Origin of the sequence: Staphylococcus intermedius NCTC 11048, assembly GCF_002902385.1 — a bacterium.
Lineage (GTDB): Bacteria > Bacillota > Bacilli > Staphylococcales > Staphylococcaceae > Staphylococcus > Staphylococcus intermedius.
This window is the reverse complement of record NZ_PPQH01000049.1, coordinates 1-16,024: the sequence shown is the minus strand read 5'-3', so window position 1 is coordinate 16,024 and position 16,024 is coordinate 1. Positions and strand designations below refer to the sequence as shown.

General features: G+C 36.0%; 16 protein-coding genes and 1 riboswitch. Of the genes, 4 read left to right on the top strand and 12 right to left on the bottom strand.

What is annotated here, in order from left to right:
* Positions 1 to 86 precede the first annotated feature (86 nt).
* On the bottom strand, positions 87 to 1,286 hold the full coding sequence (metK, locus tag CD138_RS10705; RefSeq protein WP_019168371.1) for a methionine adenosyltransferase: 1,200 nt from the start codon (positions 1,284 to 1,286) through the stop codon (positions 87 to 89).
* A gap of 105 nt (positions 1,287 to 1,391) precedes the next feature.
* Positions 1,392 to 1,503: riboswitch (SAM riboswitch) on the bottom strand.
* Between the two features lie 247 nt (positions 1,504 to 1,750).
* On the opposite strand from metK, the gene pckA reads away from it, so the two are divergent.
* Positions 1,751 to 3,343, top strand: a complete 1,593-nt coding sequence (gene pckA, locus CD138_RS10700) for a phosphoenolpyruvate carboxykinase (ATP) (protein WP_019168370.1) — start codon at positions 1,751 to 1,753, stop codon at positions 3,341 to 3,343.
* 135 nt (positions 3,344 to 3,478) lie between these two features.
* Here pckA and CD138_RS10695 read toward each other — a convergent pair whose 3' ends face one another.
* The 3 genes from CD138_RS10695 to ytkD form a co-directional block, all read right to left on the bottom strand.
* Positions 3,479 to 5,029: a hypothetical protein gene (locus CD138_RS10695; RefSeq protein ID WP_241520303.1), complete on the bottom strand. Its 1,551-nt coding sequence runs from the start codon at positions 5,027 to 5,029 to the stop codon at positions 3,479 to 3,481.
* 438 nt (positions 5,030 to 5,467) lie between these two features.
* A complete protein-coding gene (locus CD138_RS10690) occupies positions 5,468 to 6,244 on the bottom strand; it encodes an alpha/beta hydrolase family protein (RefSeq protein WP_019168368.1) in 777 nt (258 codons plus the stop codon).
* On the bottom strand, positions 6,225 to 6,695 hold the full coding sequence (gene ytkD / locus CD138_RS10685; protein WP_019168367.1) for an RNA deprotection pyrophosphohydrolase: 471 nt from the start codon (positions 6,693 to 6,695) through the stop codon (positions 6,225 to 6,227). Before ytkD ends, CD138_RS10690 begins: the two co-directional genes overlap by 20 nt.
* A 58-nt stretch (positions 6,696 to 6,753) precedes the next feature.
* Between ytkD and yidD the strand changes: the two genes are divergently transcribed.
* Positions 6,754 to 7,005 (top strand): membrane protein insertion efficiency factor YidD, encoded by a 252-nt coding sequence (gene yidD, locus CD138_RS10680; RefSeq protein WP_019168366.1) that lies wholly within the window; start codon positions 6,754 to 6,756, stop codon positions 7,003 to 7,005.
* Here the strand turns inward: yidD and menC are convergent.
* The 4 genes from menC to CD138_RS10660 all read right to left on the bottom strand — a co-directional run bounded on the left by menC (position 6,981) and on the right by CD138_RS10660 (position 10,172).
* Complete coding sequence (gene menC / locus CD138_RS10675; protein WP_019168365.1) at positions 6,981 to 7,967, bottom strand: o-succinylbenzoate synthase; 987 nt, start codon at positions 7,965 to 7,967, stop codon at positions 6,981 to 6,983. The genes yidD and menC overlap by 25 nt on opposite strands.
* Before the next feature lie 2 nt (positions 7,968 to 7,969).
* Positions 7,970 to 9,373, bottom strand: a complete 1,404-nt coding sequence (gene menE, locus CD138_RS10670) for an o-succinylbenzoate--CoA ligase (RefSeq protein WP_019168364.1) — start codon at positions 9,371 to 9,373, stop codon at positions 7,970 to 7,972.
* Positions 9,374 to 9,499: 126 nt separating this feature from the next.
* A complete protein-coding gene (locus tag CD138_RS10665; protein WP_258026512.1) occupies positions 9,500 to 9,877 on the bottom strand; it encodes a histidine phosphatase family protein in 378 nt (125 codons plus the stop codon).
* Positions 9,801 to 10,172, bottom strand: a complete 372-nt coding sequence (locus tag CD138_RS10660; protein ID WP_167414225.1) for a histidine phosphatase family protein — start codon at positions 10,170 to 10,172, stop codon at positions 9,801 to 9,803. Before CD138_RS10660 ends, CD138_RS10665 begins: the two co-directional genes overlap by 77 nt.
* A 509-nt stretch (positions 10,173 to 10,681) precedes the next feature.
* Between CD138_RS10660 and CD138_RS10655 the strand changes: the two genes are divergently transcribed.
* Together CD138_RS10655 and CD138_RS10650 are read left to right on the top strand one after the other, a co-directional pair.
* Positions 10,682 to 11,614 carry a beta-channel forming cytolysin gene (locus tag CD138_RS10655; RefSeq protein WP_019169129.1) on the top strand — a complete coding sequence of 311 codons (933 nt, stop codon included), beginning with the start codon at positions 10,682 to 10,684 and terminating at the stop codon, positions 11,612 to 11,614.
* A gap of 1 nt (position 11,615) precedes the next feature.
* Complete coding sequence (locus CD138_RS10650; RefSeq protein WP_019169128.1) at positions 11,616 to 12,593, top strand: leukocidin/hemolysin toxin family protein; 978 nt, start codon at positions 11,616 to 11,618, stop codon at positions 12,591 to 12,593.
* Between the two features lie 403 nt (positions 12,594 to 12,996).
* Here CD138_RS10650 and CD138_RS14535 read toward each other — a convergent pair whose 3' ends face one another.
* The 4 genes from CD138_RS14535 to CD138_RS10640 all read right to left on the bottom strand — a co-directional run bounded on the left by CD138_RS14535 (position 12,997) and on the right by CD138_RS10640 (position 14,836).
* Positions 12,997 to 13,110 (bottom strand): putative holin-like toxin, encoded by a 114-nt coding sequence (locus CD138_RS14535; RefSeq protein WP_019169127.1) that lies wholly within the window; start codon positions 13,108 to 13,110, stop codon positions 12,997 to 12,999.
* 593 nt (positions 13,111 to 13,703) lie between these two features.
* Complete coding sequence (locus CD138_RS14260; RefSeq protein WP_019169126.1) at positions 13,704 to 13,844, bottom strand: hypothetical protein; 141 nt, start codon at positions 13,842 to 13,844, stop codon at positions 13,704 to 13,706.
* A gap of 74 nt (positions 13,845 to 13,918) precedes the next feature.
* Entirely contained in the window at positions 13,919 to 14,134 is a 216-nt protein-coding gene (locus tag CD138_RS10645; protein WP_019169125.1) for a hypothetical protein, read from the bottom strand.
* A 303-nt stretch (positions 14,135 to 14,437) separates the two neighbouring features.
* Positions 14,438 to 14,836 (bottom strand): hypothetical protein, encoded by a 399-nt coding sequence (locus CD138_RS10640; protein WP_019169124.1) that lies wholly within the window; start codon positions 14,834 to 14,836, stop codon positions 14,438 to 14,440.
* Positions 14,837 to 16,024: the final 1,188 nt, after the last annotated feature.

The following is a 16,024-nucleotide window of genomic DNA, read 5'->3' as shown; positions in this document are numbered from 1 at the left end:
AGCAATACCTTCCTTTATCACTTTTCTACAGTTATTTCTATTATATTAAATAACTATAAAATTAGCGATAGTTATCATCAAGAAATTTATTTTAATTCATTAACTGTTTCTTGTAAGTCTTGAACTTTGTCTGTACGTTCCCATGGCAATTGCACATCGTTACGACCGAAATGACCGTACGCTGCAGTTTGCTTATAAATTGGTTTTTGTAAATCTAACATTTGAATAATACCAGCTGGACGTAAGTCAAAGTTTTGTCTTACCGCTTCGATGAGTACATTTTCACTGACTTTACCTGTACCGAATGTATCAATCGCAATAGAAACAGGTTGTGCTACCCCAATCGCATACGCCAATTGGACTTCACATTTATCAGCGAAATTTGCCGCAACGATATTTTTAGCGACATAACGTGCCGCATAAGCAGCTGAGCGGTCTACTTTTGTCGGATCCTTACCAGAGAACGCACCGCCACCGTGACGTGCATAGCCGCCATAAGTGTCTACAATGATTTTACGTCCTGTAAGACCTGCATCACCTTGAGGTCCACCAATAACAAAGCGGCCTGTTGGGTTGATGAAAAATTTCGTTTCTTCATCTAATAATTGTTCATCAACAGTCGGATAAATAACATACTTTTTAATGTCATTTTGAATTTTTTCCAGTTCAATTTCTTCATGGTGTTGTGATGAAATAACAATCGTATCAATACGTTTCGGTTGATCGTTGTCATCGTATTCCACAGTGACTTGAACTTTACCATCTGGACGTAAATAATCTAAAGTTCCGTTTTTACGTATTTCTGATAAACGTTTTGATAATTTATGTGACAGGTCAATCGGTAATGGCATAAATGTATCCGTTTCATTCGTTGCGTAGCCAAACATTAAACCTTGATCTCCTGCACCTGTGTTCAATACTTCTTCATTGCCTGCTTCACGATATTCTAAAGCACGATCTACCCCTTGTGCAATGTCGGGTGATTGTTCATCAATCGCTGTTAAGACAGACATCGTTTTATAGTCGTAGCCATATTTCGCACGTGTATAGCCAATTTCTTTAACTGTTTCACGCACGACTTTTGGAATATCAACATAAGTTGAAGTTGTAATCTCACCAACGATTAAGGCCATCCCAGTGGTTACCGTCGTTTCACAAGCAACACGCGCATTCGGATCTCCTTTTAAAATCTCATCTAAAATTGCGTCTGAAATTTGGTCGGCAATTTTGTCTGGATGACCTTCAGTAACTGATTCTGAAGTGAATAAACGTCTGTTATAAGTCATAATAAACTCCTTTTTGTTATGTATTACGAACATTCTCTATCTGAGCTCAATAAAAAAGAGCCTTTCAACACTATAAAATAGAGTGAAGGCTCTAACGTCCATTCGCTCTTATCGTTCAGACAAGTATTGTGTCTGCAAACGGTTTGGCACCTTTCTTCGTTAAAAGAGGTTGCTGGGTTTCATTGGGTCCATGTCCCTCCACCACTCAGGATAAGAGAATCCGTTACGATTATATTACAAAACTTTAATTGCGATGTCAATTTCATCATACTCCCCTTTTCAAAATGCTGTATTGTCCTCTTAATCGTTTACATTTATTTTTCTATTTTGGTGTAACATTACTTCACTTTCTTTATTTTATCTCAATTTTCCTTTTAATTTGAGTAGGGATTATTTACTGAATATGTTATACTCTTGAATTGTAAAGGCTTACATTGCCGAAATTACTTTGGAGGGATATTATCATGTCATTCGACAAACATGCGATTGAAACAGTAGCTAACAAGCCGAGTTCACATTTTCAACTCACAACGACTGAATTGTACAACAAAATTTTAAAAAGAAATGAAGCCGAACTGACAGAATTAGGTGCAATCAACGCGAAAACTGGAGAATATACGGGGCGTTCTCCAAAAGATAAGTATATTGTTGATAATCCACAAATTAAAGACGATATCGATTGGGGTTCTATTAACCAACCGATCTCAGAAGAAAAGTTCTTAAATCTTTATGAAAAAGTTGTGAATTACTTAGACGAAAGAGACGAATTATTCGTATTCAACGGCTATGCAGGTAGCGACCAAGAATCACAACTGAAACTGACTGTCATCAACGAATTTGCATGGCATAATCTTTTTGCTCAAAACTTATTTATTAAACCAAGTTCAAAAGAAGAAGCATCAAAAATTAAAGCCGACTTCACGATTATTTCTGCACCACGCTTTAAAGCAGACCCTGAAGTTGATGGCACACGTTCTGAAACATTTGTCATCATTTCATTCAAGCATAAAATCATTTTAATCGGTGGTACAGAATACGCAGGAGAAATGAAAAAATCAGTCTTCTCTATTATGAACTATTTATTACCACAGCACGGCATTATGAGTATGCACTGCTCTGCCAATGTCGGTAATAAAGGTGATGTTGCATTATTCTTCGGCCTTTCTGGTACAGGAAAAACAACACTTTCAGCAGACCCTAATCGTAAATTAATTGGCGATGACGAGCACGGCTGGAATGAAAATGGTGTCTTTAATATCGAAGGCGGTTGCTATGCGAAAGCCATCAATCTCTCAGCAGAAAAAGAACCACAAATTTTTAAAGCCATCCGTTACGGAACAGTGTTAGAAAACTTAGTCGTTGATGCGCACGGTCACATTGATTTTGATGACAACAAATATACTGAAAACACACGTGCAGCTTACCCTATTAACTTTATCGATAACATTGTCTTACCTTCCAAAGCGTCACATCCGAATACAATCATTTTCTTAACAGCAGATGCATTCGGCGTTCTACCACCGATTTCTAAATTAGATAAAGACCAAGCGATGTATCATTTCTTAAGTGGTTTCACATCGAAATTAGCAGGTACAGAACGTGGTATTACAGAGCCACAACCATCATTCTCAACATGTTTTGGTGCGCCTTTCTTACCATTACGCGCTGAAGTTTATGCTGAATTGTTAGGTGACTTAATCGACAAACATGATGTTGACGTCTACCTTGTGAACACAGGTTGGACAGGTGGTCAATATGGCGTTGGTAACCGTATCCAATTAAAATACACACGTAAAATGGTCAATGACGCAATTAATGGTAAGTTAAAAACGGCTACATTTGAAAAAGACGACATTTTCGGTTTATCGATTCCAACTGAAATTGAAGATGTCCCAACAACAATTTTACAACCTAAAAATGCATGGACAGACCAAGCTGCATACGAAGAACAAGCACAAAATCTTGTCGATCGCTTTAAAGAGAACTTTAAAAAATTCGGCGAGGACGCACAACAATTAGAAGCAGCTGGTGGCTTTAAAAGTTCATTAGCAAAATAGTATTAAAAAAGTAGTGTTCATTTCTTATTGTTCAAGAGATGACACTACTTTTAATTTGGTTGAACGTTCTTCATTTAAAAATATTAATCAATCTATATGATCAATAGGTTGAGACATTGTAAATGAATGTAACAACTATTGTACGACATTAAACCAAAGGGATGCATCTTCATCAGACTCATAATATTTCCAAATAACTGAAAAAATATGCTCATATTTATATTCATCGTACCATTCTTCAAGATACGGTATCCCTAGTGCATTCGTAGCAACACCTTTATTGATTACTTCTTGAGCAGAAATCGCTATCCCTATATCATAATCATTCAGTTGCCATCGACTGCCATCTTGACGACGAACGCCCAAATTGTCTATATAACGCGCTCTTCGTAAATTAACATCTGTACAAATTTTAAGTTGCTGAAAATCGTTCAATTTCCTGCGACACGGTTTCAAATAATAAGCACCCTCTACAAAAAACATCGCATGACGAGAAGGGAAAATTGTATCAATCAACATCGTTACAGGCTCACCATTATATTCTAACCAAAAGTGGCCTATAGGTGTTTTTAGAATGTCGTACGCCTCCCACCTGTCAAAATAGGTACCCCTTTGAGTTAAATCACAAACCGTTCCTAATTTAACTAATGACGCTACCGTACTTGCGACTTCTTCAGTCAAGCTCGGTAGTTTTCGTATTATCGTTTTAATTTTATGAAGAGGATACGGGGGATGATTTGCTGTCGCTTGAAAAGTTTTAACTACTTGCACTTCTTTTTCTATGTTACTGATACCTACTGGGACGATGACCCAATCCCCCTTTTGTACATTTTGATCAGAACAATAATAAGTATATGCTTTACCTCCTCGTCTAAACTCAACATGACAGAAGCGTAACAACTTATACGGATTCCATATTAATTCAGGTTCAAATGGTTGATTTTGATGACGCCTACTTTCGTCTAGCCAAATATTACAATATGGACAGCAAACGTTATCGTATTTAGATACATAACAAGCATTCGCCCCACATGAATGGCACACTTTATCCTTAATAATATGCCCATCCACTGTAACATCATTAAGGCTTAACCCTACAACTGATTCATCAACTCGTATTTTTATTGATTTTTCAAATTGCGAGAAACATTCAGCAATCGGCATGCCATTCAAATGTATGATTGTAACTTCTGACCATAGTTCTCTCAAAGACTGGTCATCATAAATTCTCGCATTAAACAGTTCTTCTGCGGTATGAAATCTTTTCAAATCTGAAGCATCAGAAAAATAAGACCAATAAGAATCGTGCTCCTCATTTGTAACGCCAATATAATGTAATATCTTCGTTTCATCTTGCTTAAAACTAAAAGACATATCATTGATACGTGAATCATATTTAAACACCTGTATCATATCATTAATGTTGACTGATAGCATTTCTGTAGCTGTTTTATCATTTAAGGTGTTAGAAATGATTAAAGAAAACGCCATAACTTTAAATGATAAATGGCCCGGATTCAATTGAAACTGAAACATTTCATCCCAAATTTGCAACTCCTTTATCGACCATTCTGCCGGCTTATCTACATCTTTAATGTAAAAGTTACGCACACCTGCTGCTATCAAATGTAACTCTTCACGTGCGCCATACGGTAATATGCGAGAAGATTCAATAATAATAGTCATCGAATGGTTCTCATTATCATATGAAAATGAAGAAATTTTGTAATCGCGAAAATGGTTGACGCTTTTCAAATAAGTTTTAAGTTTATTAATATCATGAATATAACGCTTTTGTTCTTTGCTCATCATAACCTCCAAGTAGACTTATATTGACGCCTAAATGATTCATTTCTCTATAACTTTGGCGATGTAAACTTGGCAATCAAACTCAATGTATGATGATGCACTTCACAATATCAATCCACTTTAAAATCATATTTTACTCAATACTATTATAACAATGTAACAACTGTTCGCAATATGGTATCTCAATTTAATGTCCGCATTGATACTGATGACTTTTACCCGCTCAAAATAAAAACGTCATATCCATGCCTTTCAAATGAGATTCCTGTTTCACTTCTCATTTTGCGACAGTCATATGACGTTATAACGATTGCTTTAAAATTTTTTATCTTCTTCAATGTCAGACATCCATTGTTGAATACGCTCTAACACATGTTTCATCGCTGGTGGACGCGGCACATGCCCTTCCTTCATTTGGTAGAAAGTATCATACCGAGCACCGACATTTTTCAGATGCGCTTCTAAAAAGTATGCTTGATGAATGCCCACCTGTACATCTTTGCCACCATGAACAATCAAAATCGGTGGTGCATCTGCGTGAATGTCTTTCAATGCATTCCGTGTTTCGTATGCTGCAATATCTTTTTTAGGATGACCAATCATTCTTCTGAGCATCCCGCGTAAATCCACGCGCTCTTCATACATCAAATGTAAATCGGTCACACCACCCCAAATGATATAACTGTCCGCTTCAACCTTTTGGAATGTTAATAAGCCTTGAATCCCACCACGTGAAAAGCCAATGAGATGCATGGATGCTTCGGGATAGCGTGCCTTTAACATGTCTGCTGCAACAGTGACATCTGCCAAATCCGCACCGGCAAAGTCGTCGTTACCTTCACTTCCATTGTTACCACGATAATATGGCGCAAACACTAATGTATTTGGTGTCATAAATTGCAACATCCGTGCTAGCCGTACACGACCGACTTGCCCTTTTCCTCCACGCAAATACATGACAATGCGTTTCACAGGTTGATGTGGGCTAACATTTAACCCTTTCACATTTAGTCCATTCACTTCATATGTCCACTCTTCTACTTTATGACTTTCTAAAAAAGCCGGCATTGTTTTACTCTTGATAAAAGCCAAGTGCCCTCATCCTTTCGACACATTGTAGTATGGCAGGATCCTTCAATAAATAACTTTTATCCTCTTCCTTTATTTCATCAATGGAACGTGTGCATACAGGCCCCATCGTTTCGTGATAATGCACATTGCGATCTATCCTATTAACGATGACGACATAAACATCTTTTTTAAAACTATACGTGTCTCCTTGTACTTCATACTGCGCAATGTAATAAATGTGTTCAGCTAAAGCGCCCGTTTCTTCATACAACTCTCGCTTTAATGCTTCAACACTTGATTCACCTGCTTCACGTTTACCGCCTGGAAATTCGATGCCGCGTAGTTGATGTTGTGTAAATACCAATTGTTGGTCATAAATGGGTAGCGCTAGCACATGACCCCCATCTTTTTCATCAGCATCATTTTTAAAGGTTAAAATGACAGTTTGCTGATTTTCATCTGTAAACTTCACGCCCCATACGCCCTTTCTATCTGTGTTACAATATGATTGATTGAAGGAGGATTAGACTATGAAAACACTGTTGATTTACGCCATTCGTTTCTATCAGCGTTTCATATCGCCACTGACACCGCCTTCGTGTCGTTTTTATCCAACATGTTCTAATTATACATTAGAAGCGATACAAGTTCACGGTGTACTTAAAGGCAGTTGGCTCGGTTTGAAACGTATTTTAAAATGTCATCCGTTTCATAAAGGTGGCTTTGATCCTGTACCATTAAAAAAGACCTCTCATCATCATAAAGGTAATAATAATGACTGATTCACTACGGGCGGTTCGAAATATAACTGTCCGTTGTGCAACCGGCCTGCATTGCTTGTGACATCTTGTTCAAAATAAAACCCTTCCGGTGTCACATCTCCCGCATAATCTCCCCATTGACTAAGCCAAGCTGTAAAATAACGACTTAACCCACATTCATACATGCCACCTATGACAACACGGATCCCATTACCTTGTAGCACTTGCATTGCATCTAACACGCGATCTATTCCACCTAATCGAAACGGTTTAAGTACAACTGTTTGGATATTCGGATTTTGAGTGAGATTCTTAATTGTTGTCAGACACGTCGCCTGCTCATCAATCGCAATCGGTGGAAAATGCGCATAATCTCCTTTTACATCCAATGTCTCAAAAGGCTCTTCAATAAACGCAAGATACGGATTTAATCGCTCTAATATGCCACTATCCGTCATTGTTAATGTTCGATTCGCATCAGTCGAAATCGGAATATCTGGATACATCGTCGCGATCATTTTCACTTGTTCTAAAATTTGGGGTGTCCATTTGATTTTAATTCGTCCGACACTGTCGATGCGCATCATCCGTTGCGTAAAGTCCCCATTAATCGTTAGCGTCATTGGCACATGGAATGATTCAAGCTTGTGAAACATTTGATACATCGCCATTATTACTGTAGCACGAGCAGCCGGAAATGGATCTAACGTTGCCACACATTGTTGTGCCGCTTCAAATGATGTCAAATCAACACCGCGCACATTTTCAAACCACGCGTTGAGTACTTGAATCACATCATCAATCGTTTCATGATGATACCACGCTGTATCGAAAGCATTGCATTCCCCAAACCATACTTGTTGCTGATTATCCGTCCATTTCACAAACAATGTTTTCCGATGCGTCATTGTCACTTTGGGTGTTCGAATCGGATGCGTAAATGACGGTTCATAAAGAAAAAACTGCATGTCTATTAATTGCATGATCATCCCTCATTTAATATCCGTCGTTGTAGTTTTCCAGTACTTGTATAAGGTAATGCTTTTACAAAATAAATATGCACAGGCAATTTATATTTCGCTAAACGGGACTCAAGAAATGCCTCCATATCGCTCACCCAATGTTTTGCGACGACATATAAAATAGGACGTTGGCCCCACTCAGAATCCGAAATACTTGTACACATCGCATCATCAATATCAGGATGCGATTTCGCGACAGATTCAATTTCATAAGGGTAAATATTCTCACCACCACTAATAATCAAATCTTTACGACGATCATAAATCACAACGTCCCCCTGCTCATCGACACTCGCAATATCACCCGTTTTAAAATAACCTTCCTCATCAAACACATGGTCCATATTTTCAGGGAACAAATATCCCTGCATCACGTTGCCGCCTTTTACATACAATTCCCCGTGACCATTCGCATCAGGTGAATCAACTTTGAGTGCAATGTCCTTACTAGCACGCCCCACTGTATGCGGATTACGTTGAAGCATCGTTGGATCAGCAGTCAAAAATTGTGAACACGTTTCCGTCATCCCGAATGAATTATATATGGGTAATTGTCGGTCTAATGCCTGATGAATAAACTGCCCGTCGAGTTTTGCACCACCTAGCAGAATTTTTTCCAAACTGTATGGCTGATCTAAACCATGTTCCATGAGTCGCATTAATGTTATCGGCACTAACGATACGTGTGTAATGCCCTCCGTTTGAAACAGTTCCATCACAGTTTCCGTATTGAATTTTTCGAGTAAAAAAACGGTAAAGCCATATTGGACGCTTCTCAATAAAATACTCAATCCAGAGATATGATAAATAGGTAATACCGCCAACCATTTGGAATCATGAGAGAAACCTAAACTTTCATGACACGACAGCGCACTTATATGGTGATTTTCAAATGTTTGCGGTACTGCTTTTTGCGGCCCAGTCGTACCGGATGTAAACATAATTGAAGCAATTTTTTGTAGTTGAAATTCAAACGTATTAACTGCCATATTGAAATGGGTCGATGGCATTTCAAGGTCTTCCGCTTGTATCACACGGGTTGATGTACTTAATGATTGTGGCGCTGCTGTACTCACAATTAAATCGACCCCAATCGACGCCATTTGACGATCAATTTCAAATGGTGTTAACCGATTATTAATGAGTGCGATTTCGATATCATACAACCAAGCACCATGGATTAAAATCGCCGCTTCCAATGTATTATCTAAATATAAACCGAGACGCGAACGTTGCAATTGTTTGAGCTGTGCGCCTTTTAACGTTGCTCGGTGCAATAACGATTGAAATGTGATGGTCTCGTTAAGTGTTTGGATTGCGATTTTGTCTGGATGTTGTTTGGCCTGTTGAACGAGCCAGTGTTCCATATATGTCCCCCCAAAAACAAAGATTCATGCTATTTATTATAGACCTTATCGTCTAAAGTTGCATCGTATAAAATTCAGTTCTCAAATTGATAAAACGACGATACTTGGCGACTTGAGAAGCAGTCGTTATTTCATATACGCTCGCGTTAAAGTTTCAGTATCAATATCATATGTATAAACATCAGGCATCGTCATTTGTTTAAACTGTTCATAAGTAAAATTCCCATTCGTCAATACATGAAAGAGCACTGCGAGTGACGTCCCATGGCCACTGATCACAATGGTTTCCCTTTTTTCTTGAGACAAAATATCCTGAAAGCCCTGCACTATACGTTGTTGCACTTCCCTCAATGACTCCCCACGTGGCAATCGAAATTCAAAATCTCGCCATTGCTCGGCAGCATAACGATCAAAATCATCCACCCATTCACCAATGACACGTTCTCTCAAACCATCTGCAATTTGAATATTTAAATGACTCCCCACGTGGCAATCGAAATTCAAAATCTCGCCATTGCTCGGCAGCATAACGATCAAAATCATCCACCCATTCACCAATGACACGTTCTCTCAAACCATCTGCAATTTGAATATTTAAATGGGTTGCATGTGCAAGCGGTTTTATCGTTTCAATTGTACGCGCATATGGACTCGAGTAAATGGCTTCGATATCCTTCCCTTCAAACCAAGCCACAAGACTTTGTGCCTCTTGTCGTCCCTTTTCTGATAATGGTGCTGTATCTTCCTTTACCGTATGATCCCTCGTCGCATGTCTCACAAAATAAACTGTACTTACCATTGAAATTCCCCTTTTCATCAAAGCGCTTACCATGAACATGATGGTTACTTTGAGTATAGATATAAAAAGTTTTTGTTGCTAAATGGTTGTCTCAAATAATATTAATGAATAAGAAACGCCACATTTCCCACATTAAACATCATATTTAAAAAATTGTGACAGTGCCATGATCAACAGATATAAAGTTAATGAATAGTTAAGATTCCCCTCATCATCATATCATATCGAAAAAAACGAACAATAAACCCATGATTAAATGCTATATTCGTAAATTAAACACACGATCAATCGCCCCTCATGACAATCTATTGATTTGATCGTACTTGAATGACACCTTTAAAATTGCTTATTTGTTAATAAACGTATTTTCATAATGAATTGTACAAATTGTGTCTATTTCATCTGTATTTTTGACATGTTCTTTTTAATAAATAGTTAATTTTAAATATACGAAAAATATATTATTATGAAATTGCATTAAAAGTATATAGAGAAAGAAAGTGGTTCATATGGTAAAAAACAAATTATTAGCCGCAACACTATCTATAAGCTTAATCCTTCCACTGATGACACCATACAGTGAAGGAGCCCATGCCGCAAGCAATATAGAAGAAATCGGCGACGGAGCACAAATTATTAAAAGAACCCAGGATGTGAGTAGCAAAAAATGGGGTGCCACCCAAAACATTCAATTCGATTTTGTCAATGACCCCAAATATAACAAAGATGCATTAATTATTAAGATGCAAGGGTTTATCAAATCGAGAACAAGTTTTACTGATGTGAAAGGAAAAGGATATGAAGCAGTGAAAAGAATGCTTTGGCCTTTTCAATATAACATCGCATTAAAAGCAAATGATCCCAACGTTTCATTAATTAACTATCTTCCTAAAAATAAAATTGAAACAATAGATGTCAGTCAAACACTTGGTTATACGATTGGCGGTAATTTCCAAAGTGCCCCATCTATTAGCGGTAGAGGTGCCTTTAACTACGCCAAGAAAATAAGTTATAACCAACAAAATTTTATTAGTGAAGTCGCTCAACAAAATTCAAAAAATATTAAATGGGAAGTTAGAGCAAATGCATTTCAATCAGAAGACGGGCCAATATCTGCATATGCCAATCACTTATTTGTAAGAAGTCCGATTGGTCCTAATGCGAGAGACTTTTTTGTTGGAGATGAGTATTTACCGCCATTAATTCAAAGTGGTTTTAACCCATCATTTATTGCAACGGTATCTCATGAAAAAGATACAAGTGAAACAAGTGAATTCGAAATTGCATATGGTCGTAACCTAGACTTGACTTACGCAACATTTTTCCCACGTACTGGTATATTTGCTGATAGACGCCATAATGCATTAGTGAATAGAAATTTAGTGACTAAATATGAAGTCAACTGGAAAACACACGAAATTAAAGTAAAGGGGCATAACTAACATGAAAATGGACAAATTGCTAAAAACCGTTACAGCAACATCCGTGGCATTGATGTTATTTTCAAATTCCGCTTATGCTGCCAGTCAAATTACACCTGTAGCTAAAGAAAAAGTCGACGATAAAATCACTTTATATAAGACAACTGCAACTTCAGACTCTGACAAATTAAATATTTCTCAACTGTTAACTTTTAATTTTATTGAAGACAAAAGCTATGATAAAGATACACTCGTCTTAAAAGCTGCAGGTAATATTAACTCAGGTTACCAAGCACCCAACCCTAGTGATTACATCTTTTCAAACTTGTATTGGGCAGCAAAATATACTGTCTTAATCAATGCGAATGCAAAAGGTGTCAATGTTGTGGACTATGCACCGAAAAATCAAAATGAAGAATTTCAAGTTCAAAATACGTTAGGTTACACTTTTGGCGGAGATATTAGTATCTCAAAAGGCCTAGCAGGTGGATTAAATGGGAATGAGTCGTTCTCAGAAACAATTAATTATAAACAACAAAGTTATAGAACGACAATCGATAAACGCACTGATAACAAAACAATTGGTTGGGATGTTGAAGCACATAAAATCATGAACGGCGGTTGGGGTCCGTATGGCCGAGATAGCTATCATGAAATTTATGGAAATGAATTATTTTTAGGTGGCAGACAAAGTAAGTTCAATGCGGGACAAAACTTCTTACCCGCATATCAAATGCCTGTATTAGCAAGAGGTAATTTTAACCCTGAATTTTTAGGTGTATTATCACACCAACCGAAAGCCGGTCAAAAATCAAAAATCTCTGTCACTTATCATAGAGATTTAGATAATTACACAGATTATTGGAATGGTTTCCATTGGACAGGTATGAACTATAAAGATCAAAGAAGTGCCACTTTTACGTCCAATTATGAGATAGATTGGACAGCACATACAGTGAAACTCATCGACACAAAAATGCATGAGAAAAACCCTGCCTAACATTCATTCGATTTAACAGTCATCTAATCCCCTTTAAGAGAGACTCATGTTTCACTTATGGGGGATCTCTTTTCTCCTTTTCATCCCCTTTATTATTACGCATGTACATTCAAGCCATTTAATGGTGTAATTTTTAACATCATTTTGTTACGTATCACGATATGATCATTCTCGTGCATCGAAAATTACTTTCACTTATATAGATACATATGAATGCACCAGAATGTTTGTTGTAGAAAGCTGTTTTCTATTGATTAATCTAATGTATTAGACAAAATGAAACGTATATGTTAATTTATAAATATAAAAGGCAACACACATGAAGCGCATTGCCTTGGTGAGACCGTTAAAAAGACGGTGGATTATTATTTGATTATTAAATAACCATCAAACTCTTCCAAAGTTAGTGATGGTTATTTTTTGATTTATTGTTGATTGAGACCACTAAATGAATGATGGATACAGTTAATGAACTGAACCCTAACATAATCATTAGTGCATCTGCAATACTAATCATTAAGGCTTCTCCTTTCTAAAGATTTTGTTGATGCTCTCATAGGCATCACCTCACTTTATACTAAGATAGCCACCATCTATCTAACTTTCTCACCACTTTATTTTATAGTGATACCAACAATTTGTCTATGTATATTAAATTTATAAGTCGTTATTCATCATTTTCATGTTGGACCACTCCATTTTTTAATAATTTGTTTTTGATTCAGTTATTTATTGATTTACTTAATCCACATAACAACAAAAATAAGCATGCAGGGCGAATGTAATTCGTTCATCTAGACCCTAGCATGCTTATATAGTGATTGTTTGTATATGACAATAGACATTACAATCACTTTGTTGTTATACGATTTTGTTTAATCAATTTAACTGAAACTAATTAAGAACAAACTGGTTACCATAACGAAAAGCACATAATCCGTTCATTTACAAATGGATTAAGTGCTTTTCAAATATTTTGTAATTTATAAAAAAGCTAAAATAACATTGATTACCGTTAATATTACCATTATAACTAATACTTTTTTTGAATCACTTTTCATTTTAACCCTCCTTTGATATAATGAAGAAAGAACACATAGGGGAGGCACCCTATGTGTGAGAACTTATCCATGTATAAACATGAAATAAGAAGTTACAGACTGTTACTGTCGTATTGATAATTTTCAATACGACTTTTATTTTTTCAATCTGTTCATCTTGTTCTCGTTTCTTTCTGTCAATACGCTTCACCTATAACACCCCCTCCCTTTAAAAACTTTTTAACAGCATAGGCATCACCCCCTTTCCTTAAATTTAATAATTTTTTATTGTTTATTTACTGCTCGTTGCCAGTTCCATTCCGTTTGCAATTCTCTAATCTCCCAATCTAATAAACTTTCCATTTCACTCTCAAAGTAATGATTTGTTAAGTAGTTCAAACAAGACTCATCTTTTTCACCTGTTTCATATGCAAATATAGCTTTTACTACTTCCTTGACATCGCTATTTTCTAAGATGTTGCTAATTTCTTGATAGTTCATGTTGAACCCCTCCATTTTTTTAATAATTTATTTTTGATTTCAGTTATTTATTGATTTGCTTGATCAAAATAGCAACAAGAAGAAGCGTGCAGGGCGAATGCAATGAGTTCATCTTGACCCTTAGCGAGCTTATGTAGTGATTGTTTGTATATGACAATAGACATTACAATCACTTTGTTGCTATACGATGGCGCTTAATCAATTTAACTGAAATCAATTAAGGATAAACTGGTTACCAAAATGAAAATCACTTAATCCTTTCATTCATTGGATGGAGGGATTAAGTGCAAAATAAAAAAAGCCTCACAATGTGAGACTTTTTAATTCTTCTATATTTAATTCATCATAATCAACAATACATGATACTAATTCATCAAAATTCAGACTTTCAGATTCTAATATCATTTCTTCTATTGATTCTAAATCTTGAACTTCTTTAATCATCATAGGGAAAGGTAATTCACAAAAAGTTATTTCTCTAACAAGGCGAAAGTTTTTAAAGTCTATATATACTTGAATTTCACCTTCTTCATTATCTAACTCTGTGTATGCAATATCACATCTTCCCTTATTCATTAATTCATCAATGATTTCCTTAGCATTTATATCAACTCCATATTCTTTTTTCTGAAACAGTGCAATGTTTTCAGCTATTTTCTTTACGTCATTTTCAGAATAAATAATAAATTGTGTTGTGTTCATGTTGAACCCCTCCAGTTTTTTTAATAATTTGATTTTGATTTCAGTTATTTATTGATTTGCTTAATCCACATAACAACAAAAATAAGCATGCAGGGCGAATGTAATTCGTTCATCTTGACCCTAGCATGCTTATATAGTGATTGTTTGTATATGACAATAGACATTACAATCACCTTGTTGTTATAGGATGGTGCTTAATCAATTTAACTGAAATCAATTAATCATCAACTGGTTATTAATATATGCACTTGATCCCTTCATTGTTTTGAGGGATTAAGTGACTACAATACTAAGTGATGGTTTCTATATTAGATTTACAGTATTGACATAAGCAATCATCGTGCTGGCACAAGGATAACATCTGAAATCTGATGTGCGTTGTGAATGCGTCTGAGTACTTTAATAATGCGTCAGTAAATCTAATACAAACCATCATTCGTTCAACTGGTTAATAATAAAAAAGCACTTAATCCATATTTTTTACTGGACTAAGTGCTTTATTTTTTATGTATATTGTAAAAAAATTAAGTGATTGATTCCTTGTGACTAAATTACCCAAATCTTGTGACTAAATTTGTGATTTTAGTACCTTCGATCAGCCACATTGTGACCAAAAATTTTAAAAACTAAGTTTAGTATTGTTAAATCTAGTTTTCTATGTATTTCGTGTTATAGTGTCAAATCCTTGATATGACTGAGTTTTAAGCCTTAAAATAAAAAAACACCGAAAAAGTAGTTTAAACTTTTTCGGCACTTTACGGAAGGTGGGGGAAAAACCTTATTTTGTGTTTAGTCTTGAAAAAGCGTGATTATCGCATTTTTAACACTTTAACTTTGTGATTAAACTAGATAAAAATAGACTAAATTGACACGCGTTTGACACTTTCACCCCACCTATTGCAGGTGGGGTTTTTCTATAAAAAAATACCACACCGATGGGGTGTGGTGGGTAAATAGGTAACCGTCGCAACAGTTGACCTCAAGTACACTCCGCAGATGTGTACCGCTATTTGTTTATATTATAGCATAAAAAATAATTAATAGTCTTCCCACCACATATTTGTGATTCTTGTTCTTTTAGTCCTTTGATAAATACTTGAATCATTTATTTGATACATTGTAGCAGGAACATAATATCTACCTCTACTATCTAATTTCAGACCAATCATCATATTAATATTGTTGTAC